The sequence below is a fragment of the Burkholderia sp. GW821-FHT14F03 genome (genome assembly GCF_058803765.1).
The window spans coordinates 51228-77776 of the sequence record NZ_JBXAPG010000020.1; the positions used below are offsets into that span (position 1 = coordinate 51228).

The window sequence follows — 26549 nt, forward strand, 5'->3', positions numbered from 1 at the left end:
GAGTGTATCCACCGATCGAACCGTACCAACACGGCTGGCTCGACACCGGCGACGGTCACCGCGTGTATTGGGAGCTGTGCGGCAACCCGCAGGGCAAGCCGGCGGTTTTCCTGCACGGCGGGCCGGGCAGCGGCTGCTCGCCCGACCATCGCCGGCTGTTCGATCCCGCGCGCTACAACGTCCTGTTGTTCGACCAGCGCGGCTGCGGGCGTTCGACGCCGCACGCGAGCATCGACGACAACACGACCTGGCATCTCGTCGACGACATGGAGCGGCTGCGCGAGATGATCGGCGCGGAACGCTGGCTCGTGTTCGGCGGCTCGTGGGGCAGCACGCTCGCGCTCGCCTATGCGCAGACCCATCCGGCGCGCGTCGACGCGCTGGTCGTGCGCGGCATCTTCACGGCGCGCCGCGAGGAATTGCGCTGGTATTACCAGGAAGGCGCATCGTGGTTGTTCCCGGATTTGTGGGATGAATTCCTCGCGCCGATTCCGCCGGAAGAACGCGACGATCTGATGGCCGCGTATCGACGCCGCCTGACCGGCAGCGACGAACGGGTGCGACAGGACGCGGCGCGCGCCTGGAGCCTGTGGGAAGGGCGCACGATCCGCCTGCTGCCCGATGCGGCGCTGGCCGAGCAGTTCGGCGCGGACCACTTCTCGCTCGCGATCGCGCGCATCGAGAATCATTACTTCGTGCATCACGCGTTCATGGACGAAGGGCAGCTGTTGCGCGACGCGTATCGTCTCGCCGACGTGCGCGGCGTGATCGTGCAGGGCCGCTACGACGTCGCGACGCCCGCGCGCACCGCGTGGGAACTGAGCAAGGCCTGGCCCGGCGCGCGCCTGGAGATCGTGGACGACGCGGGCCATGCGTACAACGAGCGGGGCATCCTGCGCGCGTTGATCGCGGCGACCGATCAGTACGCGGCGTAAATGCGAAGGACGCGCGGCGCGCGGGGTCGCCGCGCGCCGCGCCTGTGTCGATCCCGAGGACCATGACGATGCCCCTGTTTCAACCTGTCGTGCTGCGCACGCCGCGCCTCGTGTTGCGGCCGCTGGCCGACGCCGACGTGATGCCGCTGTTCGAGCTGTACGCGGACCGGCAATTCATGCGTTATTACTCGTTCGCGCCGTTCACGCGCCCCGAGCAGGCGGCCGAGCGTCTCGCGCGGTTGATGGCGACGGCGGCGTCGGGCCGCGATTTCAATTGCGCGATGACGCTGGGCGGGGATGGCCGGGTAATCGGCGCGTGCAGCCTGTTCAACGCGGACGAGGCGTGCCTGCGCGCGGAGATCGGCTTCGGCGTGCATCCCGCGCACTGGGGCCGCGGCTACGCGGGCGAGGCGGTCCGCGCGCTGGTCGATCATGCGTTCGACGCGCTGGGGTTGAGGCGCATCGAGGCGGACATCGATCCGCGCAATCTCGGCTCGGCGCGCGTGCTGGAAGGCGCGGGCTTCGTGCGGGAAGGCTTGCTCAGGGAGCGTTGGCTCGTGGACGGCGAGGTGTCGGATTCCGCGTTGTATGGTTTGTTGCCGCGGGATCGGACGGGGTGACGGGGCGGCCGCGTGATCCGGGCGGCGCGGATCATGTGGCGAGACACGGGCCCGAGGTGGGCGGACAGGCCGATCCGGGCATGGAAACAAGCGGCGTCGACCTGATAAGACTCAGGGGAATGCCCGCGGCTGCCGATAATATCGGTTTGCGTATCGAGGCGAACGTGCCGAGCCCGATCCCCACCCAAACCGGAATGCCATGCCTTCGCTGAAAAATATTCACCAACCCAAAGAGCCGGGGCTTTTTTCCATCATTTTCGTGCACGGTCTGGACGGCGATCCGGAACAAACCTGGATGAGCCGTCCGAAAGACCCGACCACGCTCTGGCCGCGCTGGGTGGGCGAGGAAAGCGGCTGCGATACCTGGGTTCTGGGCTACGACGCGAAGTTGTCCGGCTGGCGCAGTGCCGCGATGTCGCTGCCGGATCAGGGCACGAGCGTGCTGGATCGTCTGGAGGGGCACAAGGCGTTGCGGAATCGGCCGCTGATCCTGGTCGGGCACAGCATGGGCGGTCTCGTCATCAAGACCGCCATCGTTCACGCGATGACGCACGACGTGGCGCGGTATGCGAACCTGGTCCGGTGGATCCGGGGCGTCGTCTTTCTCGCCACCCCGCACCAGGGTTCGGATCTGGCCAATCTGGCCATGGCGTTCAAGGGCCTGCTGCGCACGAATGTGCAGGTCGGCGATCTGACCGCGAACAATACGCATCTGCTGAGCCTCAATCGGCAGTTCAATAAGCAATATGGCGAACTCGGGTTCCGGGTTCGCAGTTTCGCCGAAACCCACGGCGTCGAGCTTCAGCGGCGCTTGCTCAAATGGCTGCCCGGGCCGCGAGTGATGGTCGTACCGGCGGGAAGCAGCGATCCGCACGTGCCGGGCGAAGTCCCCATTCCGATTGACGCGGATCATTTTTCGATCTGCAAACCGGCAACGCGGCAGGGCGATCAGGTGCATGACTCGCTGATCGCGTTCATCGCGGATCTGCCGAGGTCGCGGGAGGCGCAGGCTGAGCCGCCGCCGCACGAGGGCGCGGCGACGCCGGCCGCTTCGCCCGAGGCTATCCGGCCCGCGCCCTCCGACGCGCCGCGTCAGCCGGGCAGGTTGTCCGGCTGCAAGGATGCGCGCCTGCGGCCGCGCGAAGGAGAGGTCCTGGGCCGTGCCGACGAAGTGGCGGCGGTCCTGGCGTTCCTTCACAGCAGCGACGATTCCGCGGTCGTGTTTGCGCATGTCACGGGATGCGGCGGCATCGGCAAGACCGAGGTCTGCAAGGCGGCGCTGGAGGCATGGCTGAAAGCGTGCCCGGAACAGACGGCCTTCTACGTCGATGTCCCCGATGAAGCGAATCCGGCTGATCTGCCGGGGCTGATGGGTCGCGCACTGGGCGTCGACGACGTCGCCGACGGGAACAGCCTGGCCCAGGTGCTCGTGCCCGGGCTGTACTACCTCGACAACCTGGAGAGTGTCGCGGAACAGGAGGATGGCATTCGGCTGCTGCGCGAGGTGCAGAAAATCCAGGGCGTACGGCTGTTGGCCTCGTCGCGCGTCGATCTGACGGGGGTGATGTCGCGGCCGATCCGGATCGATGCGCTGCCGCTCGATGCCGCGACGGCGTTGTTCCGCAAGCTGTGGACGGGCGACGCTCCGCCGCCCGACGATGATCTGCGTCGGTTCGTATCGGACGATTTGGGATGCCACGCGCTGAGCGTTACCCTGATCGCGCGTCTCGGGAATGCGTATCCGTTCGCGGATCTCGTCGCACGGTGGCGATCCGTCGGCGTGGCGTTGGCGGAAGGGCGGCTGATCGATTCGCGGCTCGATAGTTTGTCGATCAGCCTGTGCTTGACGAAGGATGCGCTGCAGGATCAACCCGGCGCGCTTCAGTTGTGGATGCTGGCCGCGCTGTTTCCCGACGGCGTCGACAGCCACCGGGTCTCCGCGTTCGAGAAGGCGGGCGGCTGGCCCGATGCGGCCCGGCAGGCATTGACCCGGCATCACGTATGGAAGCTGCGCGGCGACCGGTTCCACCTGTTGCCGCCGGTGGCGCGGTTCGCGCTGGACGGATTTTCATCCGAAGGCGCCAAGGCGTGCTGGTCGGAGGTTCGACTGATCGCGTTTGCCTACTTCGACTGCTTGGCGGAGGCCGCCGACAGCATCGTCTCGACCGATGAAAGCCTGCGCGCCAGGGCACAACTGCTGAGTGTGTTCGAAGCGGTGCATCGGATGATTTCCCGGGAACTGCGGCTGGGGGCGCCGGGGGATGGCGTGCTCGAAGCATTGCTCCATCATCTGGATCCCACCTTGCAGTTCCGTCCCACCGCAGCCGCCGAGATTCTGCGCGCGAGTCTTCCCCATATGAAGCAACCGGCATTGATGCTGGCCCGTCTGGGGGATCTGGAGACTCGGCAAGGAAATCCCGAGGCGTCGCAGGCGCTTTACGCGCGTGCACTGCATCTTTACGAAGCGGCAGGCGACGTGCTGGGCACGGCCAATACGCTTCAGTCGCTGGGTAATCTCGGACTATGCCTGTCGGAATTCGACGAAGCACAGGAGCTGCTGGCGTGTGCGCTGACGATGTTCTTGCAGGCGGGCGACCGGCAGGGGCAGGCCAATACACATCGATCGCTTGCAGAGCTTGAACGGAGGCTCGGCCACGGAGAAGCGGCACGCGAGCAATACCATCGCGCATTCTCACTCTATGAGCAGCAGGGCGACAGCCTGGGCCAGGCGAACGCACTGTACGGGCTGGGCCTTCTGCTGATCGAGCAGGACGGGGACGACGCGCGAGTCCTGCTTGAACGGGCGGAGGCGATATTTGTCCGGGTGCAGGATTCGCAGGGGCAGGGCGACGCGCAGCAGGCGCTGGGAGATGTGGAGCGGCGCGCCGGAAATGCGGGCGAGGCGCTGGCTTTTTATCGATCGGCGCTGGAGCTGTACGCGCGGGGCGGCGATCTGGCGGGCGCGGCATACGCGCACTCGGAAATAGCCCGGTGCCATGCGATGTTGAACGAGGAGCGGGAGAGGAATCTGTCGCTCACGCAGGCGTGGCGCGCCGCCAAGGCATCGAATATCGAATCCGTGCTGCGCTACGTGCTCAGGGTGCTCGTCGAGCTTGCCGGAAGTCGGGAGTCAGCAGAGGCCTGGCTTGCGAACGAGCTTGGGGAGACCGGCTAAAGCAAGGTAGCCCTCATGGGGTGGCAGAGTGATCGTGGCGTGAATCCGGGCGTCACGTCGTGCGGCGAGCGACGTTCACATGACTGTCCGCCCCTTGCTCCAGCCGATCGTCGCGTTCTGTCATCCGGCGCACATATCGAATCGGCACGGATCGTGTCCGCCGCACGAACGACTCGCCCGATCGCGCATCGCGGATGCCGCCCATCCTCCCGACGACCGTCCGCCAAACGCCCGCCGCAGGGCCTTTTCCCACCGCCCGCCGCGATATCCACGCCCCCAGGAAACAATCGGCTACAAATCCCCCGATTGGTCGCCTGCAATTACTGTGCGCCAACTAACAGACGGCTTGTCGCAATGAATGCATGCTGTCTCGTGAAACTGGCGATCGCTGATTCCGCAGCGCATCCGTCGCGCCCGGCCTGACCGGGCGGACAGGCGGTCCGGCCCGGCCGGCCGACTCTTCCGACGCGAAGCCAGCGCGCCGCAGCAGCGGCGCCGCGGTCCGTGCGCGGGCCGCCTCCGATATGGGCCCCGCGCCCCGCGCTTACCGATAAACCCAGGCTACGGTGCATTCGAGCAAGGACACGCAGCAGATGAATACCGAAGTTTACGACCAGCGTCCGATCCGTCTGCGCGACAACCCGGATGCGTTCTCCGTGTCGGACCTGGTCCGGCTCGTGATCGACCACATGGGTTTCGTCGGCGCCTGCGTCGCGGCGGCGACCGTGCTGTGCACGGTCTACGCGCTGCTGGCCACGCCGATGTATTCGTCGGATGCGACCGTGAAGGTCGATTTTCCGAATCCGAACCCGCTCGTCGCCACCACGCCGGCCGGCGCGCCGGAGCCGATGCCGGCGACTTTGCCGACCGACGCCGAGATGCAGATCATGCAGAGCCGGCGCGTGCTCATGCCCGTGCTGGCCGAGTTCGGTCTCGATCAGCGGGTCGAGCCGCGCCGCTTTCCGCTGCTGGGCGCGTTGACGGCGAAGCTCGCGACGCGCGGCGAGCCGCTGTGGGTGCCGGGATTGTCGTCGTTCGCATGGGGCGGCGAGGAGGTCGGCGTGAGCGGGCTGCGCGTGCCGCCCGCGCTCGCCGACAAGCCGCTCGCGCTGAAGGTGCTCGACGACGGCCGCTATCGCCTCGAGGACGATCATGGCCGGCCGCTGCTCGACGGCGAGGTCGGGCACATGGCAAGCGGCGGCGGCGTGTCGTTGACCGTCGACCGTCTGGTCGCGCGGCCCGGCAACCGCTTCTCGGTCACGCGCTACAGCGACGAGCGCGCGATGAAGTATTTCCTGCGCGGTCTCAAGATCAGCGAGTCGGGCAAGGATACCGGCGTGGTCAACATCCGCTACGAGAGCGAGGAACCGGCGCTCGCGCAGGCGCTCGCGAACAGCGTCGTGCATTCGTATCTCGCGGCGCACGTCGCGCAGCGGCAGGAAGAGGCGAGCAAGACCCGCGCGTTCATCGAAGGCGAGCTGCCGACGCTGCGCGACAACCTCGCGAAGGCCGAGGCGGGCCTGAGCCAGTACCGCGCGTCGTCGAACTCGATGACGGCGACGAGCGAGGCGTCGTCGTACCTCCAGGCGAGCCTCGATCTCGATCGCCAGATCACCGTGCTGCAGGTGCAGCGCGCGGCGCTGGCCGCGCGCTTCACGAATCAGGCGCCGGAGATGCAGGTGATCGATCGGCAGCTGGGCCTGTTGCAGAAGCAGAAGGCCGATTTCGATTCGCATTTCAAGGCGCTGCCAAATGCGGCGCGCCGTACGTCGGATCTGACCCGCAGCGTGAAGGTCGCGGAAGACATCTACGTCGCGATGGTCAACAAGGCGAATGAACTGATGGTCACGCAGTCGGGCACGCTCGGCAACGTGCACCTGATCGACACGGCCGTGCTGCCGGCCGAACCGTTCAAGCCGAACCGGCTGTTGATCGTGGTGGCCGGCGCGGCGGGCGGCTTCATCGTGGCGGTGCTGTTCCTGTTCTTCCGCGCGCAGTTGCAGCCCGCGTTCGACAACCCGCGCGTCGTCGAACGTCAGCTCAATGCGCCCGTGCTCGGCAACGTGCTGTACAGCGAACGGCAGGCGCAGCTCGACCGGCTGCAGTTCGTGCGGCTCATCGAGCCGGAGCGGCCGAACGATTGGGAAGTGATCGGGCCGCGTCAGGCGGGTCAGCATTTCCTGCTGGCGGCCGACCGTACCGGCGATCTGTCGATCGAGGAACTGCACCGCGTGCGCGCGTCGCTGCAGTTCCGCATGGCGCAGACCAGCAACAACATCCTCGCGGTGACGGGCGCGACGGCGGAAACCGGCAAAACCTTCATCGCGGCGAATCTCGCTGCCCTCAGCGCGCAGGCGGGCCAGCGGGTCCTGCTGATCGACGGCGACCTGCGGCGCGGCCGGCTCGCGGCCTTGTTCGGGCAGCCTCTGCGGCCCGGGCTCGCGGAGGTGCTGGCCGACGACCTCGACGTGCGCGAGGCGATTCGCAGCGTCGGCATCGACGGGCTGTCGGTGATGGCGGCCGGCCGCTATCCGGCGAACCCGTCGGCGTTGCTGTCGACCCCGGTCCTGCGCGAACGGCTCGCCGATCTGGCGAAGCGCTACGACATCATCATCGTCGATACGCCGCCCGTGCTTGCCGCGAGCGATGCGCACCTGATCGGCGCGATCGCCGGCTCCTCGGTGCTCGTGGTGCGGCCGAACGCGCAGAGCGCGAACGAGATCTCGGAAGCGTCGCAGCAGCTCGACCGCACCGGCTCGTGCGTCGTCGGCGTGGTGCTGAACGCGATTCCGCGCCGGCGCAGCGAGCGCTACGCCTGAGCCGTGAAGGTCTTCCCGCATCGTCGTCTGCGCGTCTGCGCGCGCGGGCTGCCCGGCGCGTCGTGGGCCGTCCGCGCGGCCGCGTTCGGCGCGGCGGTCCTGGTCGCGGCGAGCGCGCCGGCGGCGCGGGCCGCCTCGGCGGACGCCGCGCTGACGCTCGCCAATGCGCCCGGCTCGCTGATCCTCGCGCAGCCGGGGCCGTTGCCGCTGCGCTTCTCGACCCAGGTGCCGCCGGGCGCGGGCGAGGCGACCGTGACGGTCGAATTGCTTGGCCGCGATCGCGACGGCGCGCCGCTCGACGCGCCCATCGCCGTCTATCGCGCGGCAGCGCAGCCGGACCTGCGCATCGACGTGGCCTTGCCGCGTCCGGGCTGGTTCGCGGTGGATGTGCGCATGAGCCGCGCGGGCGCGGTGCTGGCCGAGCGCCGTTTCGGCGCGGCCGCGGTGCCGGCGGCTGCCGAGGGCTTGCCGGACGCCGGCGTCGCGACGCACTTCGGCCAGCATCGCGGCGATCCCGAACAGGTCATGCCGCTGATCCGCCGCGCCGGCTTCAGCTGGTTCCGCGATGAACTCTACTGGGATCAGATCGAACGGACGCCGGGCGTCTTCGCGTTTCCGCCCGACTACGATCATTACCTCGCCGTCGCGGCGCGGGAGGGCCTGAAGCCGCTCGTCGCGCTCGACTACGGCAATGCGGCGGCGTATCCGGGGCTGTTCACGGGGCCGCAGGGCTTTCCGCGCACGGTGAAGGAGCGCGCGCTGTTCGCGCGCTATGCGGCGCGCGTGACGGCGCGCTACGCGGGCCGCATCAGGCACTGGGAGGTATGGAACGAGCCGTCGTTCGGCCCGATCCGCCTCGAGGATTACGCGGCGCTTCTGACGAGCACGTCGGCAGCGATCAAGCAGCAGGACCCCGGCGCGCAGGTGATCGCGTGCGGCGGCGGCGGCGCGGGCGGCGGCCCGGGCGGCGACTGCGCCGAACCGATGCTGAAGCAGCTGCCGCGCGCCGTGTTCGACGGCGTCAGCATTCATCCGTACATGACGCCGTTCGATCCGGACGCCGGCTATCCCACGCCCGGCACGTCGCTTTCCGCCGTCAGCATCCCGACTGTGTGGCCCATCCTGCGCGATCGGGTGGTGCACGCATCGGCGTCGCCCGAGCGGCCGCCGGGCCTGTGGGTGACGGAACTCGGCTGGCCCTCGCGCGCGGCGAACTCGCCGCTCACCGATGCGACGCAGGCTGCCTTCCTGCTGCGCAGCTTCCTGCTGTCGCGCCGCTATGCATCGGTGGTCGCGATGTTCTGGTATGACTTCGTCGACGACGGCGTCGATCCGGCCGATTCGGAGAAGAACTTCGGGCTGTTGAGCGCGGACCTCGCGCCGAAGCCGGCCTATGTCGCCGCCACGGTGCTCGCGAACGCGCTGGGCGCGCGCGCCTGGCGGCGGACCCTGTACGAAGCGGGCGGGGCGCGCGTCTATCAATTCGGCGACGCCGCGCCCGTGTTCATCGGCTGGCGCGCCACGGCGGCGGCCGGCCCGGTCCGCGTCGCGGTGCCGGCGGGCCGCTATCGCCTCAGTGACTGGCAGGGCGCGATGCGCGACGTCGTCGTGCCGGCCGAGGGCTACACGTGGACGCTCGGGCCGATGCCGCAATACCTGATTCCCGCCGCCGTCCAGGGCAAGGGGTAGCCATGTACGCCCGATTCGTCTCGATGCTGTTCTACATGCTGTTCACGTGCGTGGTGCTGAACCCGCAGGTGGGCGGCTTCACGATCTACCTGTACATCTTCGTGCCGTTCCTCGATCCGGATTTCTCGCGCTTCGTGATGGATACCGCGCGCAAGTGGAGCGGCCCGTTGCTGTTGGCGGTGGCGGCGGGCGCGATCGGCTCGCCGTCGATGGCGATGCGGATCGCGTCGATCGCGATCTGCATCGCCTACCTGATGTACACCCACGAGCGCCGCATCGCGTATCTGCAACCGTGGATCGTATTCAATGTCGCGTTCGCGACCCTGCAGTTCACCACCTACTACGTCGACCGCCCGCTGTCCTACCAGCTCGGGCCGACGGCGATCTCGGAGATGGTGTGGGGGCCGTACGCGACGCTCACCTACACGAACTTCTTCGAGGTGTTCTACTTCTCGCGCGTGTCGGGCCTGTCGCGCGAGGCGGGCTTCTTCTCGTCGCTGCTGGTCGGGTCGTTCATCGTCTACCTGTACACGGAGAAGCCGACCTGGAAGATGATTGCGATCTATGCGATCGGCTTCTTCATCAGCTTCTCGAAGTCGACGGCGGCGATCGGCATCGTCGCGCTGCTGTATCCGTACCGGCACAATGTGCGGCGCGTGCATCCGCTCATCGTGCTGGTGCTGTTCAGCGCCGCGATGTGCGGGTTCTCGCTGTATCTCGCCGCGCATAATTTCTTCGAGTCGGATACGTTCGGCCATCGTTTCAGCGGCTATGCATTTCTGTTCGATGCGCGCATCGATGATCTGATCAAGGGCATCGATCAGCATGAGATCGTGCGGCGCTACGGCGACCTCTCGTACATCCGGCTCGTGCGCAAAGACATCAATGTCGCGGGCTTCGCCGGCCTCGCGGACAACGTGACCGAGATGGGCCTGTTCCCCGCGCTCGTGGCGCTCGCCGTGCTCGCGTTCACGGTCAGCGACGGCTTCAGCATGATGATCCTGTTGCTGCTGACATCGACACTCGCGCTGTCGTCGGTCACCTCGATCATTCCGATCGCGTATCTGATCGCCTATTGGCCGCGTTTTTCCGCATACAGCAGGGCGCGCGTCGCGCGCGCGAACGTGGAGCGCGAGGCCATCGCCGCCGATCCATGGCGAGTGAAACCGGTTCGCTCGAATCCGCGCGCACCGGATGGACGTTTCATTTGACAATCGTTTTTGCGCTTTAATTGTCACTTCTGCATTGGTGCAATGCGGCGATTGCATTTTATCCACCGACGAATGTGAGCCAGCCTACATAATCCAATCAGCATCGCACCCTCTTCTTGACCCATGCGGATCGGGTCAGTAGTTTGGCACCAGCATCAGAACGCACGTAAATCAGAACACCTAAGTATTTGACACTCGGGCCACAAGCTCGCCGCGCTCTGATCACTAATTTCCAACTTCTGACTTTAGACAAGAAAATGCTGCGATCTATCGGAGGCCGTTTGAAACGGCACACGAAGACAGCTGCGGCGCGCGTCGCCCCGATGCCTTCATGGTTCAACCTCACACCGCGTTCGATCGCGTCCGTTTCGGGTAAACGGACAGATGACAGCGGTTTCGCGATGACGCGCGCGGTGACTGCCGCGTCGGCCGTGCTGGCGTTCCTGCCCGCATCGGTCTATGCGAACTGCACGACGACGGGCCTCAACACGGTCTGCGACACCGCCGCGCCGTCGCCGTGGACGTCGACGATCGGCACGGGTTCGTCGACGCCGACCGGCTCGACCATCACGCTCAATCCCGGCAGCCAGCTGGTGGTGGGCGACGCTTCGGCGATCTCGGTCGGCCAGAACACGACGATCACGGTCGGCTCGGGTTCGCTGGTGCAGAACACGCCCGTGTCGAATCCGGGCTTCTACGGCACCGGTTCGAACACCATCGACATGTATCACGGCAATACACTCGTGATCGAGCAGGGCGCGCAGGTGATCTCGTCCGGCTCGGGCACGGACGGCCAGCTGTGGCGGGCCGAGCCGATCAATACCGAAGGCTCGAACAACACGATCATCAACAACGGCACGATCCGCGCGACGAATTCCGCGGCGATCTGGTTCGACAACCTCATCGAGACCGGCCCGAACACCGTCGTCAACAACGCGACGGGCGTGATGATCGCGCCGGGCAGCGTGATCGGCGGCGGCGACGATCCGATCGATTTCACGAATCGCGGCAAGATCGTCGGCGACCTGACCTTCATGGGCGGCGACGACGCGCTGCACCTGTACACCGGATCGAGCATCTCGGGCACGCTCGACGGCGGCGGCGGCAACAACCTCGTCACGCTGAACGGCACGGGGGCCGGCACGATGTCCGGCACCTTCACGAACTTCCAGACGCTGTACAAGCAGGACAGCGGCACCTGGACCCTGACGGGGCCGCTGTCCGGCATGACGCTCGCCGAGGTGCAGCAGGGCGTGCTCGTGCTCAACGGCGACAACTCGGGCTATACCGGCAAGATGGTGGTCGACGCGGCCGGCACCTTGCAGGCCGACGCGGCGAGCCTGCCGAACGCGATCACCGACAACGGGCTCGTGCACGTCGCGCAGCCGGCCGACGCCGCGTATGCGGGCAGCATCACCGGCACGGGCGCGCTGCTCAAGGACGGCGCGGGCGCGCTGACCTTCAACGGCGTGCAGTCGTACAGCGGCGGCACGACGGTTGGCGCGGGCACGCTGATCGTCGGCGACGCCGCGCACGCGAACGCGGCGCTGTCGGGCGGCGGCCCGGTGCAGGTCAACGCGGGCGCGACGCTCGGCGGCTACGGCGCGGTGACCGGCAACGTGACCAACAACGGCACGCTCGCGGTCGCGAACGCGCTCGCCCAGCTCGCGAGCGGGCCGGCCGGCAATTTCGCGGTCAACGGCAACCTGACGAACGCGGGCGTGATCCGCCTCGGCGGCGCGCAGATCGGCAACACGCTGACGGTGACGGGCAACTACCTCGGCAGCAACGGCACGATCGCGATCAACGCCAAGCTGGGCGGCGACAATTCGCCGACCGACAAGCTGGTGCTGAACGGCGGCACGGCGAGCGGCACCACCGCGCTCAAGGTGACCAACGTCGGCGGCGGCGGCGCGCTGACGAGCGGCAACGGGATCCAGGTCGTGCAGGCGCTCAACGGCGCGACGACCGCGGCGGGCACCTTCACGCAGGGCACGTCGGTCGACGCCGGCGCCTATACCTACTCGCTGTATCGCGGCGGCCTGAACGGCAGCGATCCGAACAGCTGGTATCTGCGCTCGCAACTGGTCGGCCCGGTCAAGCCGGACGTCTTGCCGCCGACGCCCGTGCCGACCTACCGGATCGAAGTGCCGATCTACGCGGAGGTCGCGTCGCTCGCGCGCGAGATGGGCGTGCAGCAGCTCGGCACCTTCCACGACCGCCTCGGCTCGCAGACGCTGCCGTCCGAGACGGGCCCGGTGCCGGCGGCATGGGGGCGCGTGTGGGGCAATCACGTGAATCTCGCCAACGAGGGCACGGTGAACCAGGGTTTCGACGGATCGATCATCGGCGGCCAGGTCGGCCAGGATCTGTATGCGGACCGCACCGCGAGCGGCCATCGCAATCATTACGGCTTCTTCCTCGGCTTCACGCGCGCATCCGGCGACGTCAGCGGTTTCGCGCTCGGCCAGCAGGGCCTGCCGGTCGGCAACCTGTCGATCAACTCGTACAGCGCGGGCGGCTACTGGACCCACATCGGGCCGAGCGGCTGGTACACGGACACGGTGCTGATGGGCAGCACCATGACGATCGATCCGAAGTCGAACAACAACATCGGCGCGACGACGCACGGCACCTCGATGACGGCGTCGGTCGAGGCCGGCGCGCCCGTGCCGTTCTCCCAGAGCCTGATGTTCGAGCCGCAGCTGCAGCTGATCTTCCAGCACACGAACATCAACGACCTGAACGACGGTACGTCGAGCGTCTCGTTCGGCAACGCGAACTCGGTGATCGGCCGGATCGGCGCGCGGCTGTTCGGCACCTTCACGGCGGCCGGCGTCGTCTGGGAACCGTATGCGCGCCTGAACGTGCTGCACTACTTCGGCGGCTCCGACACGGTGTCGTTCGGGAACAGCGCGACGGTGTCGACCGAGCAGAACGCGACGCTCGGTCATGTCGGCGTCGGGGTGTCGACGCGCTTGAACCAGCGGGTCAGCGTGTATGCGTCGGCCGGCTACTGGTTCAACCTGAGCGGCGCGCACCAGCGGATGGTGGGCGGCAACGCCGGCGTGCGCGTGAGCTTCTGATCCGGGCAGGACGGCCGGAATCGACGCCGCTCCTCGGAGCGGCGTCGTGCGTTTACGGCGCGCCGCGCGCGGGGGCGCTCAGCGATCGTCGTCGTGGATCGACGACGGGTGGCGGCACAGCGCGCGCACCTCGATCTCCATGTACGGGAACAGCGGCAGCTGGCTCAGCACGTCGTGCAGGTGCTGCGGGCTTTCGACGTCGAAGACGCTGATGTTCGCGTAGCGTCCGGCGATGCGCCACAGGTGCCGCCAGATGCCCTCCTGCTGGAGGCGCTGCGAGACGGCCTTCTCCTCGGCCTTCAGGCTCGCGGCTTTCACGCCGTCGAGGTCGGCGGGCAGGTTGACGGTCATTTCCACATGAAACAGCATGGTCGATGGCTCCCGGTGAATGGCGCGTCAGGCGCTGGCCCGCGCGCGCTCGACCTCGGCGCTCGGCAGGCTCGCGCGCTGCCGCAGCAGCGTGAAATCGAAATCGATCAGCACGAACGGCCCGTCGACGCCATAGGGCCGGCCGGCCGCGCCCTCGGCGCGTTGCAGCGCGGGCACGAGGCCGTCGCGGGTCGCGAATGCGAAATCGTCCCACAGGTACGGGTCGCCGTCGATGTTGATCTGGGTCGTCAGCTTGCGGTGATCCGGCGCGGAGACGAAGAAATGAATATGCGCGGGCCGGTGGCCGTGGCGGCCGAGCTGGTCGAGCAGGCGCTCGGTCTGGCCGCCGGGCGGCACGCTGTAGCCGACCGGGACCACGCTGCGGAAGCTGTAGCGCCCCTCGGCGTCGGCGCGGATCGAGCGGCGCAGGTTGAACGGCGGCTGGGCGGGATCGAAGTGCGAGTAGTTGCCGAGGTGGTTCGCATGCCAGACCTCCACCAGCGCATGCGCGAGCGGCGCGCCGGTTTCGTCGAGCACGCGGCCGCGCATCACGAGCGTCTCGCCGGGCTCGTCGCCGCTGTCGAGCCGCGCGTGACCGTCCGACGCGGGCGCGCCCGCGACGTACAGCGGCCCTTCGATCGTGCGCGGCGTGCCGCCCGCGACGCCCGCGCGCTGTTCGGCTTCGTCGAGGCGCAGGTCGAGGAAGTGCTCGAAGCCGAGCCCGGCGGCGAGCAGCCCCAGCTCGCCGCTCCTGCCCGCTTCGCCGAGATAGTTGAGCGCGGTCCAGAATTCGTCGGGCTGCACGTCGAGGTCCTCGATCGTCTGGAACAGATCGCGGACGATGCGGTTGACGAGCGCCCGGGTGCGGGCGTTGCCGGGCCGGGTGGCGCTGTCGTCGATCGACTTCAGCAGCGTGTCGATGGCTTCCCTGTTCATCATGCGTCTCCTGTGGTGTCGTGTGGGGTGTCGGGGGCGGGCTCAGCGGCGCCGCAGGCGTTCGATGCGCGCCCAGTCCGGCGCGATGCCGAGCCCGGGCCCGGTCGGCAGGTGCAGCGCGAAATCGTGATAGCGCAGCGGCTCGACCAGGATCTCCTCGGTCAGCAGCAGCGGGCCGAACAACTCGGTGCCCCAGCCGAGCGAATCGAAGGTGCTGAACACCTGCGCGGAGGCGATCGTGCCGATCGGCCCTTCGAGCATCGTGCCGCCATACAGGTCGATATGCGCGGCCGACGCGATCGCGGCGACGCGCGCCGCGCCGAGCAGGCCGCCCGATTGCGCGATCTTGACCGCGAACACGTCGGCCGCGCGCGCCTGCGCGAGCCGGAAGGCGTCGTGGGGGCCGTGCAGCGCTTCGTCGGCCATCACCGGCACGGCCGCCTGCGCGGTCAGGCGCGCGAGGCCCGCGTGGTTGGCGGCGGCGACCGGCTGCTCGATCAGGCTCACGCCTGCCTCCGCGAGGCGCGGCGCGGCCCAGAGCGCGTCGGATTCGCGCCAGGCCTGGTTCACGTCGATGCGCACGTCGCCGCGCGCGCCGAGCGCGCGCTTGATCGCGACCACGTGCGCGACGTCGTCGGCCACGGCGCGCGCGCCGATCTTGAGCTTGAAGGCGCGATGGCGGCGCGCGTCGAGCATCGCTTCCGCCTCCGCGATGTCGCGCTGCGTGTCGCCGCTCGCGAGCGTCCACGCGACCTCGAGCGTCTCGGTCGCGCGGCCGCCGAACAACTCGGACAGCGGCACGCCGAGCCGGCGCGCCTGCGCGTCGAACAGGGCGGTCTCGACCGCGCACCGGGCGAAGCGGTTGCCCTGGATCGCGCGCCGCAGCCGCGCGAGCAGCGCGCCCGGGCGGGTCGCGTCCTGGCCCAGCAGCAGCGGCGCGAAATACGTGTCGAGGTTGACCCGGATGCTCTCCGGGCTCTCCTCGCCGTAGGCGAGGCCGCCGATGGTCGTGCCTTCGCCGACGCCCTCGACGCCGTCGCTGCAGCGCAGGCGCACCAGCACCAGGGTTTGCCGGTGCATCGTCGCGACCGACAGCTTGTGTGCGCGGATGGTCGGCACGTCGACGAGCAGCGTCTCGACGCGGTCGATGGTGGCGGTTGCTATCATGCGATTCCTCCTGTGTCGCACAGGGTAGGGACGGACGGGCGGGGGCGTCCAACACCGTTTCCGACTACTTCCATACTTTCGAGGTATGCATGGAATTGCGCCAGCTTCGGTATTTCATCGCGGTGGCCGAGGAGATGAACATCACCCGGGCGGCGGAGCGGCTGCACATGACGCAGCCGCCGCTGAGCAGACAATTGCAGATGATCGAGGAGACGCTCGGCCTGCCGCTGTTCGAGCGGGCCGCGCGGCCGCTGAAGCTGACCGAGGCGGGGCGGGTGTTCTATGCGCAGGCCAAGCGCCTCGTCGACCAGGCCGACGAGCTGGCGCCGCTGACGCGCCGGCTCGCGCAGTTGTCGGCGCGGATCGTGATCGGCTTCGTGCCGTCCACGCTGTACGGCGCGCTGCCCGAGGTGATCCGCGCGTTCCGCGAGCGCGCCCCGTCGATCGAGGTCGCGCTGATCGAAATGTTCACGATCGAGCAGCTGGGCGCGCTGAAAGGCGGGCGCATCGACGTCGGCTTCGGCCGCGTGCGCTTCGACGACGAGCAGCTGGTGCGCGAAGTGCTGGTCGAGGAGCGGCTGATCGCGGTGCTGCCGGACGGCCATCCGCTCGCCGATCCCGCGCGCCCGCTGATGCTGCGCGATCTGGCGCGCGAGACGCTGATCGTCTATCCGAGCACGCCGCGCCCGAGCTTCGCCGACCAGCAGCTGTCCGCGCTGCGCGACGGCGCGCTCGCGCCCGCCGCGGTGCACGAGGTGCGCGAATTGCAGACGGCGCTCGGGCTGGTGGCCGCGCAGGTGGGCGTGACGCTGGTGCCGGAGAGCATCGAGGGCCTGCGGGTGCGCGGCGTCGTGTATCGGCGGCTGGCCGAGCCGGTCGCGACCTCGCCGATCATCATGAGCCGCCGGCTGCACGATGCGAGCGCGACGACGGCGCTGTTCTGCGAGGTCGCGCGCGCGTGGTGCGCGCGTTAACTCGGGCGTGACGGCGCGCGTCGGCCTGCTTGCCCCGCGCCGGAAGGCCCCGCGCCGGGATGCCCCGCGCGCATGGACCCGTTCCGCTAGAGCCGCCCGTCGACCGTTCCCGACGGCAATTCCCCGAATCGTTCCCGGTACGCGAGCGCGATATCGGCGATCCGCAAGCCGGGCGGCGCACCACGCAGCCGCTCGCGCGCCTTGTCGAGCCGGATCTGTCGCAGGTACTGCATCGGGCTCACGCCGCGGAACCGCAGGAAGCCGTCGCGCAGGGTGCGCTCGGGCACGCCGGCGGCGCGCGCGACATCGGCGAGTTGCAGCGGTTGCGCGGAATGCGCGTCGACATAATCCTGCGCGCGCCGCACGAAGGCCGGCGCGGGATCGGCGCGAAGCGCCGCCGCCGCCGCGGAGGCGTGTCCGTCGACCAGCAGGTCGAGCAGCAGGCGCTCGACCTGCGCCGCGACGCGCGGATTGGCCTGCGCGGAGCCGAGCAGGGCCGCCGAGCCCGCGACGCACATCAGCTGCTGTCGCCACGCGGCCAGCGACGCCTCGCCGACCTCCACCACCGGTTCGAGCGCGGGGCCGCACTCGCCGGTCGAGGCGGCGAGCGCCGCCGCATCGATGCGCAGCACGAACTGTTCGCAGTCCGCAGACAGGCGCGCGTCGAAACATTCGCCGGGCGCGCACAGCACGCCGGTGCGCCGGTCGACGTCGACCGTGCGGCCCATCGAGCGGACTTCCGCATGCCCCGCGAGGCAGAACATCAGCAGGTGATAGCCGTCCACCGCCTCGACGCGCACGCGCATCGCGTCGCCGAACGCGATCGCGCCGATGCCGAGCCCGCCAAGCCGGACGAAATCCATATGGGCGGCGCCCGGATGGCGGCTGTCCGGCATCAGCGCATGCGGCTGCATCACGCGCGAAATCCGCTCGCGGGTTTCGTCGAGATCGCGGGACTCGAAGAGCCGGTGCGCACGCAGCGCGCGCGGCTCGAATGGGGTCGGGGACATCGTCGTCTGCCTCGCATCGTGGCGCCGGTTCGACTGGCCGGGCGGCATGGGAATCCGAGCATCCTAGCGCAGAAAGCCGCCGGAAGTGGATAGTGCGGCGCCGCAATCGCACTTTCCGGATAGACGGCGGCGCGGGTCTTTTCAACAATCGCTCCCAATCGGCGGTGTGCCGTCACGATCAGGAGAGAGGAGATGGAACAGACCGAGCAGCCCCTGCGCCGGCTGGCGCGCGACGATGCCGCCGAGGTGCGGTTTCCGCACGACGACGGTTCGCGCGTGCCGTACAAGGTGTTCAGTTCCCAGGCGGTCTACGAGCGCGAGCAGGAGCGGATCTTTCGCGGTCCGGTCTGGAATTTCGTCGCCCTCGAAGCGGAAATTCCCCAACCCGGCGATTTCAAGAGCACCTTCGTCGGCGATACGCCCGTGGTCGTCACCCGCTGCGAGGACGGCGCGCTCGCCGCGTGGGTGAACCGCTGCGCGCATCGCGGCGCGCAGGTCTGCCGCAAGGCGCGCGGCAACGCGAGTTCGCATACCTGCGTCTATCACCAGTGGAGCTTCGATCCGGCGGGCAACCTGCTCGGCGTGCCGTTCCGGCGCGGCCAGAAGGGCATGAGCGGCATGCCGCCCGACTTCGACCCGGGCCGGCACGGCCTGCGCCAGCTGCGCGTCGACAGCTATCGCGGGCTGGTGTTCGCGACCTTCAGCGAGACGGTCGGCGCGCTGCCCGACTACCTCGGCGCGCAGATGAGGCCGTGGATCGATCGCATTTTCCACAAGCCGATCGAGTATCTCGGCTGCACGCGCCAGTATTCGTCATCGAACTGGAAGCTTTATTTCGAGAACGTAAAGGATCCCTATCACGCGAGCATGCTGCATCTGTTTCATACGACCTTCAATATCTTCCGGGTCGGCATGCGCGCGCGCGCGATTCCCGATGCGACGCACGGCCTGCACAGCCTGATCACGGTGACGAAGACCGCCGACGACACCTCGGCCGCGTATCGTCAGCAGCATATCCGTTCGTATGACGAAGGGTTCGCGCTCGAGGACGATTCGCTGCTCGCGCTCGTGTCCGAATACGATGAGGACACCACCAACCACATTCAGCCGATCTTTCCGCAGCTGGTGATCCAGCAGATCCACAACACGCTGGTCGCGCGCCAGCTGCTGCCCAAGGGCCCCGATCATTTCGAGCTGGTGTTCCACTTCTTCGGCTACCAGGACGATACGCCCGAGCTGCGCGCGCTGCGCATCCAGCAGGCCAACCTGGTCGGCCCGGCCGGCTATATCTCGATGGAGGACACCGAGGCGACGGAGCTGGTGCAGCGCGCCACGCTGCGCGACCCGGACGCGACCTCGGTGATCGAGATGTCGCGCGCGAATCCCGACCAGCAGGACACGACGATCACCGAGAGCCTGATCCGCCGCTTCTGGGTCGGCTACCAGCAACTGATGGGCTATTGAACGGGAGCGCGACATGAGCGACGACATCCGGACGTGGTTCGAACTGCACATGCTGCAGTCGCGCTACATCGGCCACCTCGACAACGACCGGCTCGAACAATGGCCGGACCTGTTCACCGAGGACTGCACGTACGAAATCATCCCGAAGGAAAACGCCGATCTCGGCCTGCCGGTCGGGATCATGCATTGCACGAACCGGCGCATGCTGCGCGATCGCGTGGTGTCGCTGCGTCACGCGAACATCTACGACGCGCATTCGTACCGGCACATGACGTCGGGCCTCGCGATCGTCGCGACGCGCGACGGCGAGATCGACACCGAGAGCAGCTACGTGGTCGTGCAGACCCGCAGCGACGGCGAATCGCAGGTGTATCAGGCGGGCGTCTACCGCGACACCGTCGCGCGCACGCCGGAAGGGCTGCGGTATCGCGCGAAGCGCGTGATCTACGACACCTCGCGCGTGCGGACCCTGCTCGCGACGCCGATCTGAAGCCAACCCGACGCACTGGAGGACAGAACCGATGAACGATGCCACCGTCGCGACCTGGCGGCCGCTGGGCGCGCTCGACGAATTCACCGAGGGCGAGCCGGCCGCGCGCGTGATCGAAGGCCGGCCGGTCGCCGTGTTCCGGCTCGGCGATGCGCTGCATGCGCTGCACGACCTCTGCACGCATGGGCATGCGCGCCTGTCCGACGGCTTCGTCGAGGGCGATTGCGTCGAGTGCCCGCTGCACCAGGGGCTGATCGACATCCGCAGCGGCGCGCCGCGCTGCGCGCCCGTGACGGAGGCGGTGCGCGTCTATCCGGTGCGGATCACGGACGGCCGGGCGGACATCGATGTCGGCTGATCCGTACCTGATCCTCGGCGGCGGAAACGCTGCGCGCGCGCGACGCGGCCGCGCGCATCGTGATGGTGGGCGCGGAGCCGGAGGTGCCGTATGACCGGCCGTGCCTGTCGAAGGAGGCGTTGCTCGCGGAGGACGGCGCTGCGCGCGCGTTCGTGCGCGACGCCGCGTGGTATGCGCGGCAGCGCATCGAGTTGCGGCTCGGCGTGCCGGCCGTCGCGCTCGACCGGGGCGCGCAGCGGGTGCGGCTCGCCGACGGCGTGGCGTTGCCGTATGCGCGTTTGCTGCTCGCGACCGGCTCGCGGGTGAGGCGTTTCGACGGGCCGGTCGAGGCGGGCGTGCGGCTGCACTACGTGCGCACGCTGGCCGACGCGCACGCGCTGCGCGCGGCGTTGCAGCCGGGACGGCGCGTCGCGGTGCTGGGCGGCGGCTTCATCGGCCTCGAAGTGGCCGCGGCGGCGACGCGGCGCGGCTGCGCGGTCACCGTGATCGAGCCCGGCGAGCGCCTGCTGCGGCGGGGCGTGCCGGAGTCGGTCGCCGCGTTCGTGCACGCGCTGCACGCGCGGCACGGCGTGGACCTGCAATGCGCGACGCGGCCCGCACGGATCGCGCGCGGGCCGCATGGCGGCGCGCGCATCGAGACGAACCGGGGCGCGGTCGACGCGGAGGTCGTGGTGGTGGGCATCGGCGTGGCGCCGAATGTCGAGCTGGCGGCCGAGGCGGGGCTGGAGACGGCCGACGGCATCCGCGTCGACGCGGGCGGGCGCACCGCCGATCCGGCGATCGGCGCGGCGGGCGAGGTCACGTCGCATTTCAACCCGTTGCTGGGGCGTCATGTGCGGGTGGAGTCGTGGCAGGTCGCGGAGAACCAGCCCGCGGTGGCCGCGGCGAACCTGCTGGGCGGCGACGAGATCTATGCGGAGTGGCCGTGGCTGTGGTCCGATCAGTACGACTGCAACCTGCAGACGCTCGGCGTGTTCGAGGCGGAGCACACGCTCGTGTTGCGCGGCGATCCCCGGCAAGGCCCGTTCTGCGTGTTCGGGCTGCGTCCCGACGGCGTGCCGGCGGCCGCCGCGGCGGTCAACGCGGGGCGCGAGATCGCCGCGAGCCGGCGGCTCCTCGCGGCGGGCGAGCCGCTCGACGCGCGCCGGCTCGCGGACCCGTCGATCCCGCTGCGCGCGCCGCGCTGACGCGGATTGCGCGGCATGGCTTGCGGGATTGGCCGCGACCGGTAAGAATCGACATCCCTGATCGCTGTCGATTGCATTTCACACCGGGAGACCCAGATGGCCTACGACCAATCCAATATCTTCGCGAAGATCCTGCGCGGCGAGATTCCGTGCATCAAGCTGTGCGAGACCGACACCACGCTCGCCTTCATGGACATCATGCCGCAGTCCGAGGGCCATGCGCTGGTGGTGCCGAAAGAGGCGGCCGAGACGTTCTACGAGCTGTCGGAAGCCGCGGCGGCCGATTGCATGAAGATGGCGAAGCAGCTCGCGATCGCGCTGCGCAAGACGCTCGAACCGGACGGCCTGTTCATCGGCCAGTTCAATGGCGCGGCGGCGGGCCAGACGGTGCCGCACGTGCATTTCCACCTGATTCCGCGCTGGCGCGGCGAGGACCTGCGCATGCATGCGCGCGAGATGGCCGACGCGGCGCAGCTCGAAGCGCTCGCGGTGAAGATCCGCGCCGCGCTGTAGGCGCGCGCGGCCCGCTCACAGCTGGTCGTCGATCGGCAGCAGCACGGCGAGGCCGGTCAGCAGGTTGCGATACAGGCCGGCCTGCGGATCGACGTGGTACGTGTGGACCTGGCCGTCCTCGACGTCGGTCCACACCAGCGGCGAAGCGGTCGCGCCCGGCTGCGCGCGCGCCTCGGGCGTAGCCAGCGTCACGCGGTAGCTGATCGCGGGCGCGCTGACCTGGTCGAACAGCGTCGCCACCTGGCGCGCGAGCGCCGGGCTGTGGATCACCAGCGCCATCTCGGTGTTCAGGTACGCCGAGCGCGGATCGAGGTTCATCGAGCCGATCACGAGGATCTCGCGGTCGATCACATAGGCCTTGGCGTGCAGGCTCGCGCGCGAGCGCGAGCGCGAGCCGAACATGTTCAGCGGACGCGGGCCCTGCTCCGGCTTGTATTCATACAGCTCGACGCCGCGCCGCAGCAGCGGCGCGCGATACGGCGCATAGCCGGCCTGCACGGCGACGGCGTCGGTCGCCGCGAGCGAATTCGTGAGGATCGCCACCCGCACGCCGCGCGCGGTCAGCGCGCCGAGCGCGGCCACGCCCGCGTCGTGCGGCACGAAGTACGGCGAGAACACCTGGAATTCGCTGCGCGCCGCCTGGGTCAGGTCGACGAGCCGCTGCATCGGCGGGCTGCGATAGGCCGCGTCGGGCCGCGCGATCTTGTCCGGCGAGTCGACCTTGAATTCGGCCGGCGCCCACACGAGCCCCAGTTCGTTTCGCTCGATCTGCGCGGCGAGCGGCGTCGCATTCAGCGGCTTCGCGTCGTAGGGAGCCGCGTTCGCGCGCCAATGCGCGCGCAGCGCGTCGCGCGTCGCGTCGAGATCATGCGGGTCGAAGCGCTGGTGGTTCAGCGCGCTCAGCGGATACGCGCTGCTGCTCGCCCAATAGGCATCGAAGCTCGCCGATACGTCGCGCGCGACCGGGCCGGCCGCGAGCACGTCGAGGTCGCGAAAGCGCAGCGTCGGGCTCGCGCTGAAATATTCGTCGCCGAGATTGCGGCCGCCGACGATCGCGAGCTGGTTGTCCGCGATCATCGCCTTGTTGTGCATGCGGCGCGTGAAGCGGTCGATCTTCGTGAACAGGTTCGCGGTGCGCGCGAACATGCCGCGCTGCGCCGCGCCGAACGGATTGAACACGCGGATCTCCAGGTTCGGATGCGTGTTCAGCGACGCCATCACCTGATCGATGTCCTTGAAGTTCAGGTCGTCGACCAGCATCCGCACGCGCACGCCGTGGTCGGCCGCATACAGCGCGGCCCCGAGCAGCAGCTTGCCCGTCGTGTCCTCGGCCGCGATGTAGTACTGCATGTCGAGCGTGCGGGTCGCCGCGCGCGCGAGCGCGATGCGCATCTGCAGCGCCTCGGTGCCGGTGTCGAGCACGCGGAAGCCCGATTCGCCCGGGTGCGCGCGCATCGGCGCGGCGAGCGCGCCGGACAGCGGCGTCGCGGCGTCGGCGGGCAGGGCGTGGGAGACGCTGCGGGGCAGCGACGTGGCGGGCGGCTGGGTCGCGCAGCCGCCCAGCAGCGCGAGGGTCGCGCCGAGCGCGGCGCACAGGCGGACGACAGGCGCGGAAAGAATCGGGCGGCGCGCACGGGCGCCGGGGCGGGCGGAATGGTCCAGCACGCTGCGGACTCCTGGATGATGCGGCAAGCGCCGGGAGGCGGCTTTGCAGGCATTCTAGGGGGCCCATGCGACGCGGGTCAACCGCGTGGCGCAGCGGGCGCGGGGCGGCCGTCGGGCCGTCACGGCCCGCCGCGCGTGCGTGCATGACGCGCGTATGCGGCGGGTTCGCGTCGCACGGCGTCGATTCGGCCGCGCCGCACCGCGCGCGACCGAGCGGCGCGGGAGGCGCATGTCGCCCGCCCGGCCCGCCTGCCGCTGTGCCGGGCGGCGCGGCGCGGTTCGCGTCGACGCCCTCGCTGAAGGATCGCACTGGGCTCCCGCACGACACGCGCGCCGGCATCAGCGCGCGTCCGCGCGCGCACCGCCTGCCTCGGCGACCGGAAACGCGGTCTCCCAACCGCCGCCGAGCGCCTTGAACAAGCCGATCAACGCGAGCGCCTCGTCGGTCGCGGCCGTGACCCGCGCCTGCTGATCCTTGAGCAGGGCCTGCTGGACCGTGAGCACGTTGAGGAAATCGGTCGCGCCGGCCACGTACTGACGGTGCGCCTGTTCGAGCGCCACGCGATCCTGCGCGATGGCTTCGGCGAGGCGCGCGCCGTGATGCTGGCGCGCCGCGTACTCCGTCATCGCATCGTCGATCTCGTGCCAGGCGGCGAGCACCGTGCGCCGGAACGCGAGCATCGCCTCGCGCTGCTGCGCGGTGCGCAGCGCCAGCTGGCCCTCGAGGCGGCCCCCGTCGAAGATCGGCACGCTGAGCGCCGGTCCGATGCCGAACATGCGCGCGCTCCATTCGCCGAGATCGCCCGAATGCATCGCCTGCAGCGCGACGTTCGCCGACAGCGTGATGCGCGGATAGAAGCTGCCCCGGGCGACGCCGATGTCGGCCGTCGCCGCGTGCAGGCGCGCCTCGGCCTCGCGGATGTCGGGGCGGCGCTCGGCGAGTTCGGACGGCAGCCCCGCCGGCACCACGGGCGGCGTGACCGGGATCGGCTCGGCCGCGGCGAGCAGCGCGTCGAGCGTGCCCGGCGGTTCGCCGAGCAGGTAGCCGAGCGCATTGACGCGCCGCGCGCGTTGCGCCTCGAACAGCGGCAGCTGCGCCTCGATCGTGCGGACCTGCGCGGTGGCCTCGGCGACCTCGAGCCGGGTCGCGACGCCGTCCTTGAAGCGGATCTGCGTGAGCGCCTCGCTATGCCGGGCGATGTCGAGATTGTCGCGGAGGATCGCCTGACCGGCCTGCACGCCGCGCAATTGCACGTAGTTGCGCGCGAGTTCCGCGAACACCGAGACCAGCACGTCGCGCCGCATCTCCTCGCTCGCCTGCGCATTCGCGCGCGCGGCCTCCTTGAGGCGGCGCACCCGGCCCCACAGATCGAGTTCCCAGGAGGCGTCGAAGCCCGGCTGCCACAGGTTGTAGTCGGTTTCTCCGTTCAACCCGGATACGTCGAGCAGGCCGCGCCGGCTCGAACGCGCATGCTGGTACGACGCGCTGCCGTTCAGTGACGGCAGCGCGGCGGCGTCCGTGACGCCGCGGATCGCGCGCGCCTGCGCCAGGCGCTCGGTGGCCGCCTGCACGTCGAGGTTCGATGCGGCCGCGCGCTCGATCAGCGTCACCAGCCGCGCGTCATGGAATGCACGCCACCAGCGCGTCTCGACCGGATCGGACGTGACGAGGCTGCGCGGCGAATCGTGTGCCTGTGCCGCGAGATTCCAGTGCGCGGGCGCGACGGCATCGGGGCGTTGAAAATCCGGACCGACCATCATGCAGCCGGCGAGCGAAGTCGCGCACGAAGCGAGCGCGAGCGCGCGGATGAGCGGCTTCATCGCGACGTTCTCCCCGCGGGCGTCGAGGCCGTGTCGATCTCCGCGACCACCGACATGCCGGCGCGCAGCGGCTCGCGCGCCGCCTGCCCGGGATCGAGCACGATCTTCACCGGAATGCGCTGCACCACTTTCGTGAAATTGCCGGTCGCGTTGTCGGGCGCGATCGCGGCGAAGGTCGCGCCGGTGGCGGGCGCGATGCTGTCGACGCTGCCGCTGAACAGCCGATCCGGATAGGTGTCGACGCGCACCAGCGCGCGCTGTCCGGCGCGCACGCGCGTCAGCTGGTTCTCCTGGAAATTGGCGATCACATAGGCGTCGCGCAGCGGCACCACCGCGAGCAGCGGGCTGCCGGGCGTCACGTACGCGCCGACGCGCGCCGCGCGCTGGCCCACCACGCCGTCGACGGGCGCGACGATGCGCGTGTAGGAGAGCCTGAGCCGCGCCGTGTCGAGCGCCGCGCGCGCGCGTTGCAGGGCACCCTCGGCCTGCGCGCGCTGCGCGTTCAGCACGTCGACCTGCTGCCGCGCGGCCGTCGAGGCCGCGCTGTCGCGCGCGACGGCGGCCGCCGACATGTCGGCGCGGGCGCGCGCCTGCTCCGCGCTCTGGGTGCTGCCCGCGCCGTGTCGCGCGAGATCGGCGTAGCGTTCGAGATCGGCGCGCGCGAACGCGTGGTTCGCGCGGCTCTCGGCGAGACCCGCATCGGCCTGCGCGATCGAGGCGCGCTGCTGGACGAGGCGGGTCGACGCGTGATCGAGCGCGGCCTGCGCGACCGCGACGTCGGCCTGTGCGGCTTCGAGCGCGGCCGCGTAGTCGCGATCGTCGATCTGCGCGAGCAGCTGGCCGCGCTTGACGGCCTGGTTGTCGTCGACCGTCAGCGCCGCGATTTGTCCGGCGATGCGCGGGCTGACGAGCGTGAAGTCGGCGGCGACGAACGCGTCGTCGGTGGCTTCGCGCGTGGTGTTGCCGACCATGCCGGTGAGCGCGGCGCACGCGGCGGCGAGGGCCAGGACGGCGGCGAAGGCCATCAGGCGGCGCCGGGAAATGAGTTGGGACATGAGGA

The 26549-nt window shown here is 69.4% G+C and carries 19 protein-coding genes and 1 pseudogene; 13 read left to right on the plus strand and 7 right to left on the minus strand.

Annotated features, from left to right (window positions below; translation table 11 throughout):
- Nucleotides 1-2: 2 nt before the first annotated feature.
- The 7 genes from pip (at nt 3) to AC1RQF_RS15640 (ending at nt 13535) form a co-directional block, all read left to right on the plus strand.
- A complete protein-coding gene (gene pip / locus AC1RQF_RS15610; RefSeq protein WP_492872422.1) occupies nt 3-935 on the plus strand; it encodes a prolyl aminopeptidase in 933 nt (310 codons plus the stop codon).
- A gap of 68 nt (nt 936-1003) precedes the next feature.
- Nucleotides 1004-1555, plus strand: a complete 552-nt coding sequence (locus AC1RQF_RS15615; protein ID WP_492872423.1) for a GNAT family N-acetyltransferase — start codon at nt 1004-1006, stop codon at nt 1553-1555.
- Nucleotides 1556-1754: 199 nt separating this feature from the next.
- Nucleotides 1755-4730 carry a tetratricopeptide repeat protein gene (locus tag AC1RQF_RS15620; protein WP_492872424.1) on the plus strand — a complete coding sequence of 992 codons (2976 nt, stop codon included), beginning with the start codon at nt 1755-1757 and terminating at the stop codon, nt 4728-4730.
- Between the two features lie 593 nt (nt 4731-5323).
- The gene (locus AC1RQF_RS15625; protein ID WP_492872425.1) at nt 5324-7549 is read left to right on the plus strand and encodes a polysaccharide biosynthesis tyrosine autokinase; all 2226 of its coding nucleotides are present in this window, start codon (nt 5324-5326) and stop codon (nt 7547-7549) included.
- Between the two features lie 3 nt (nt 7550-7552).
- Complete coding sequence (locus AC1RQF_RS15630; protein WP_492872426.1) at nt 7553-9238, plus strand: glycoside hydrolase 5 family protein; 1686 nt, start codon at nt 7553-7555, stop codon at nt 9236-9238.
- A gap of 2 nt (nt 9239-9240) precedes the next feature.
- The gene (locus AC1RQF_RS15635) at nt 9241-10449 is read left to right on the plus strand and encodes a hypothetical protein (RefSeq protein WP_273996771.1); all 1209 of its coding nucleotides are present in this window, start codon (nt 9241-9243) and stop codon (nt 10447-10449) included.
- A 413-nt stretch (nt 10450-10862) separates the two neighbouring features.
- Complete coding sequence (locus AC1RQF_RS15640) at nt 10863-13535, plus strand: autotransporter family protein (protein ID WP_492872427.1); 2673 nt, start codon at nt 10863-10865, stop codon at nt 13533-13535.
- Between the two features lie 78 nt (nt 13536-13613).
- Here AC1RQF_RS15640 and catC read toward each other — a convergent pair whose 3' ends face one another.
- From catC to AC1RQF_RS15655, 3 genes are read right to left on the minus strand one after another with little or no spacing between them, the layout of a single operon-like run.
- Nucleotides 13614-13904 (minus strand): muconolactone Delta-isomerase, encoded by a 291-nt coding sequence (gene catC, locus AC1RQF_RS15645; RefSeq protein ID WP_273996769.1) that lies wholly within the window; start codon nt 13902-13904, stop codon nt 13614-13616.
- 27 nt (nt 13905-13931) lie between these two features.
- The gene (gene catA, locus AC1RQF_RS15650; RefSeq protein WP_273996768.1) at nt 13932-14840 is read right to left on the minus strand and encodes a catechol 1,2-dioxygenase; all 909 of its coding nucleotides are present in this window, start codon (nt 14838-14840) and stop codon (nt 13932-13934) included.
- 42 nt (nt 14841-14882) lie between these two features.
- The gene (locus tag AC1RQF_RS15655; protein ID WP_273996767.1) at nt 14883-16007 is read right to left on the minus strand and encodes a muconate/chloromuconate family cycloisomerase; all 1125 of its coding nucleotides are present in this window, start codon (nt 16005-16007) and stop codon (nt 14883-14885) included.
- An 89-nt stretch (nt 16008-16096) separates the two neighbouring features.
- On the opposite strand from AC1RQF_RS15655, the gene AC1RQF_RS15660 reads away from it, so the two are divergent.
- Nucleotides 16097-16981, plus strand: a complete 885-nt coding sequence (locus AC1RQF_RS15660; protein ID WP_273996766.1) for a LysR family transcriptional regulator — start codon at nt 16097-16099, stop codon at nt 16979-16981.
- An 86-nt stretch (nt 16982-17067) separates the two neighbouring features.
- Here AC1RQF_RS15660 and andR read toward each other — a convergent pair whose 3' ends face one another.
- A complete protein-coding gene (gene andR, locus AC1RQF_RS15665) occupies nt 17068-17991 on the minus strand; it encodes an anthranilate 1,2-dioxygenase regulatory protein AndR (RefSeq protein WP_492872428.1) in 924 nt (307 codons plus the stop codon).
- Nucleotides 17992-18183: 192 nt separating this feature from the next.
- Here andR and andAc point away from each other — a divergent pair, with 192 nt between their 5' ends.
- The 5 genes and pseudogenes from andAc to AC1RQF_RS15690 all read left to right on the plus strand — a co-directional run bounded on the left by andAc (nt 18184) and on the right by AC1RQF_RS15690 (nt 22003).
- Nucleotides 18184-19455, plus strand: a complete 1272-nt coding sequence (andAc, locus tag AC1RQF_RS15670; RefSeq protein WP_492872429.1) for an anthranilate 1,2-dioxygenase large subunit AndAc — start codon at nt 18184-18186, stop codon at nt 19453-19455.
- A gap of 13 nt (nt 19456-19468) precedes the next feature.
- Nucleotides 19469-19945 carry an anthranilate 1,2-dioxygenase small subunit AndAd gene (gene andAd, locus AC1RQF_RS15675; RefSeq protein ID WP_273996763.1) on the plus strand — a complete coding sequence of 159 codons (477 nt, stop codon included), beginning with the start codon at nt 19469-19471 and terminating at the stop codon, nt 19943-19945.
- Nucleotides 19946-19976: 31 nt separating this feature from the next.
- Nucleotides 19977-20303 carry an anthranilate 1,2-dioxygenase ferredoxin subunit AndAb gene (gene andAb / locus AC1RQF_RS15680; protein ID WP_273996762.1) on the plus strand — a complete coding sequence of 109 codons (327 nt, stop codon included), beginning with the start codon at nt 19977-19979 and terminating at the stop codon, nt 20301-20303.
- Between the two features lie 17 nt (nt 20304-20320).
- Nucleotides 20321-21490, plus strand: a pseudogene (locus tag AC1RQF_RS15685) (NAD(P)/FAD-dependent oxidoreductase); the annotation flags it as partial.
- A 96-nt stretch (nt 21491-21586) separates the two neighbouring features.
- Entirely contained in the window at nt 21587-22003 is a 417-nt protein-coding gene (locus AC1RQF_RS15690; protein ID WP_273996760.1) for an HIT family protein, read from the plus strand.
- A 15-nt stretch (nt 22004-22018) separates the two neighbouring features.
- On the opposite strand, the gene AC1RQF_RS15695 is transcribed toward AC1RQF_RS15690, so the two are convergent.
- The 3 genes from AC1RQF_RS15695 to AC1RQF_RS15705 all read right to left on the minus strand — a co-directional run bounded on the left by AC1RQF_RS15695 (nt 22019) and on the right by AC1RQF_RS15705 (nt 26544).
- The gene (locus tag AC1RQF_RS15695; protein ID WP_492872450.1) at nt 22019-23623 is read right to left on the minus strand and encodes a phospholipase D family protein; all 1605 of its coding nucleotides are present in this window, start codon (nt 23621-23623) and stop codon (nt 22019-22021) included.
- Nucleotides 23624-24007: 384 nt separating this feature from the next.
- A complete protein-coding gene (locus tag AC1RQF_RS15700; protein ID WP_492872430.1) occupies nt 24008-25489 on the minus strand; it encodes an efflux transporter outer membrane subunit in 1482 nt (493 codons plus the stop codon).
- Nucleotides 25486-26544 carry an HlyD family secretion protein gene (locus AC1RQF_RS15705; RefSeq protein WP_492872431.1) on the minus strand — a complete coding sequence of 353 codons (1059 nt, stop codon included), beginning with the start codon at nt 26542-26544 and terminating at the stop codon, nt 25486-25488. Before AC1RQF_RS15705 ends, AC1RQF_RS15700 begins: the two co-directional genes overlap by 4 nt.
- Nucleotides 26545-26549: the final 5 nt, after the last annotated feature.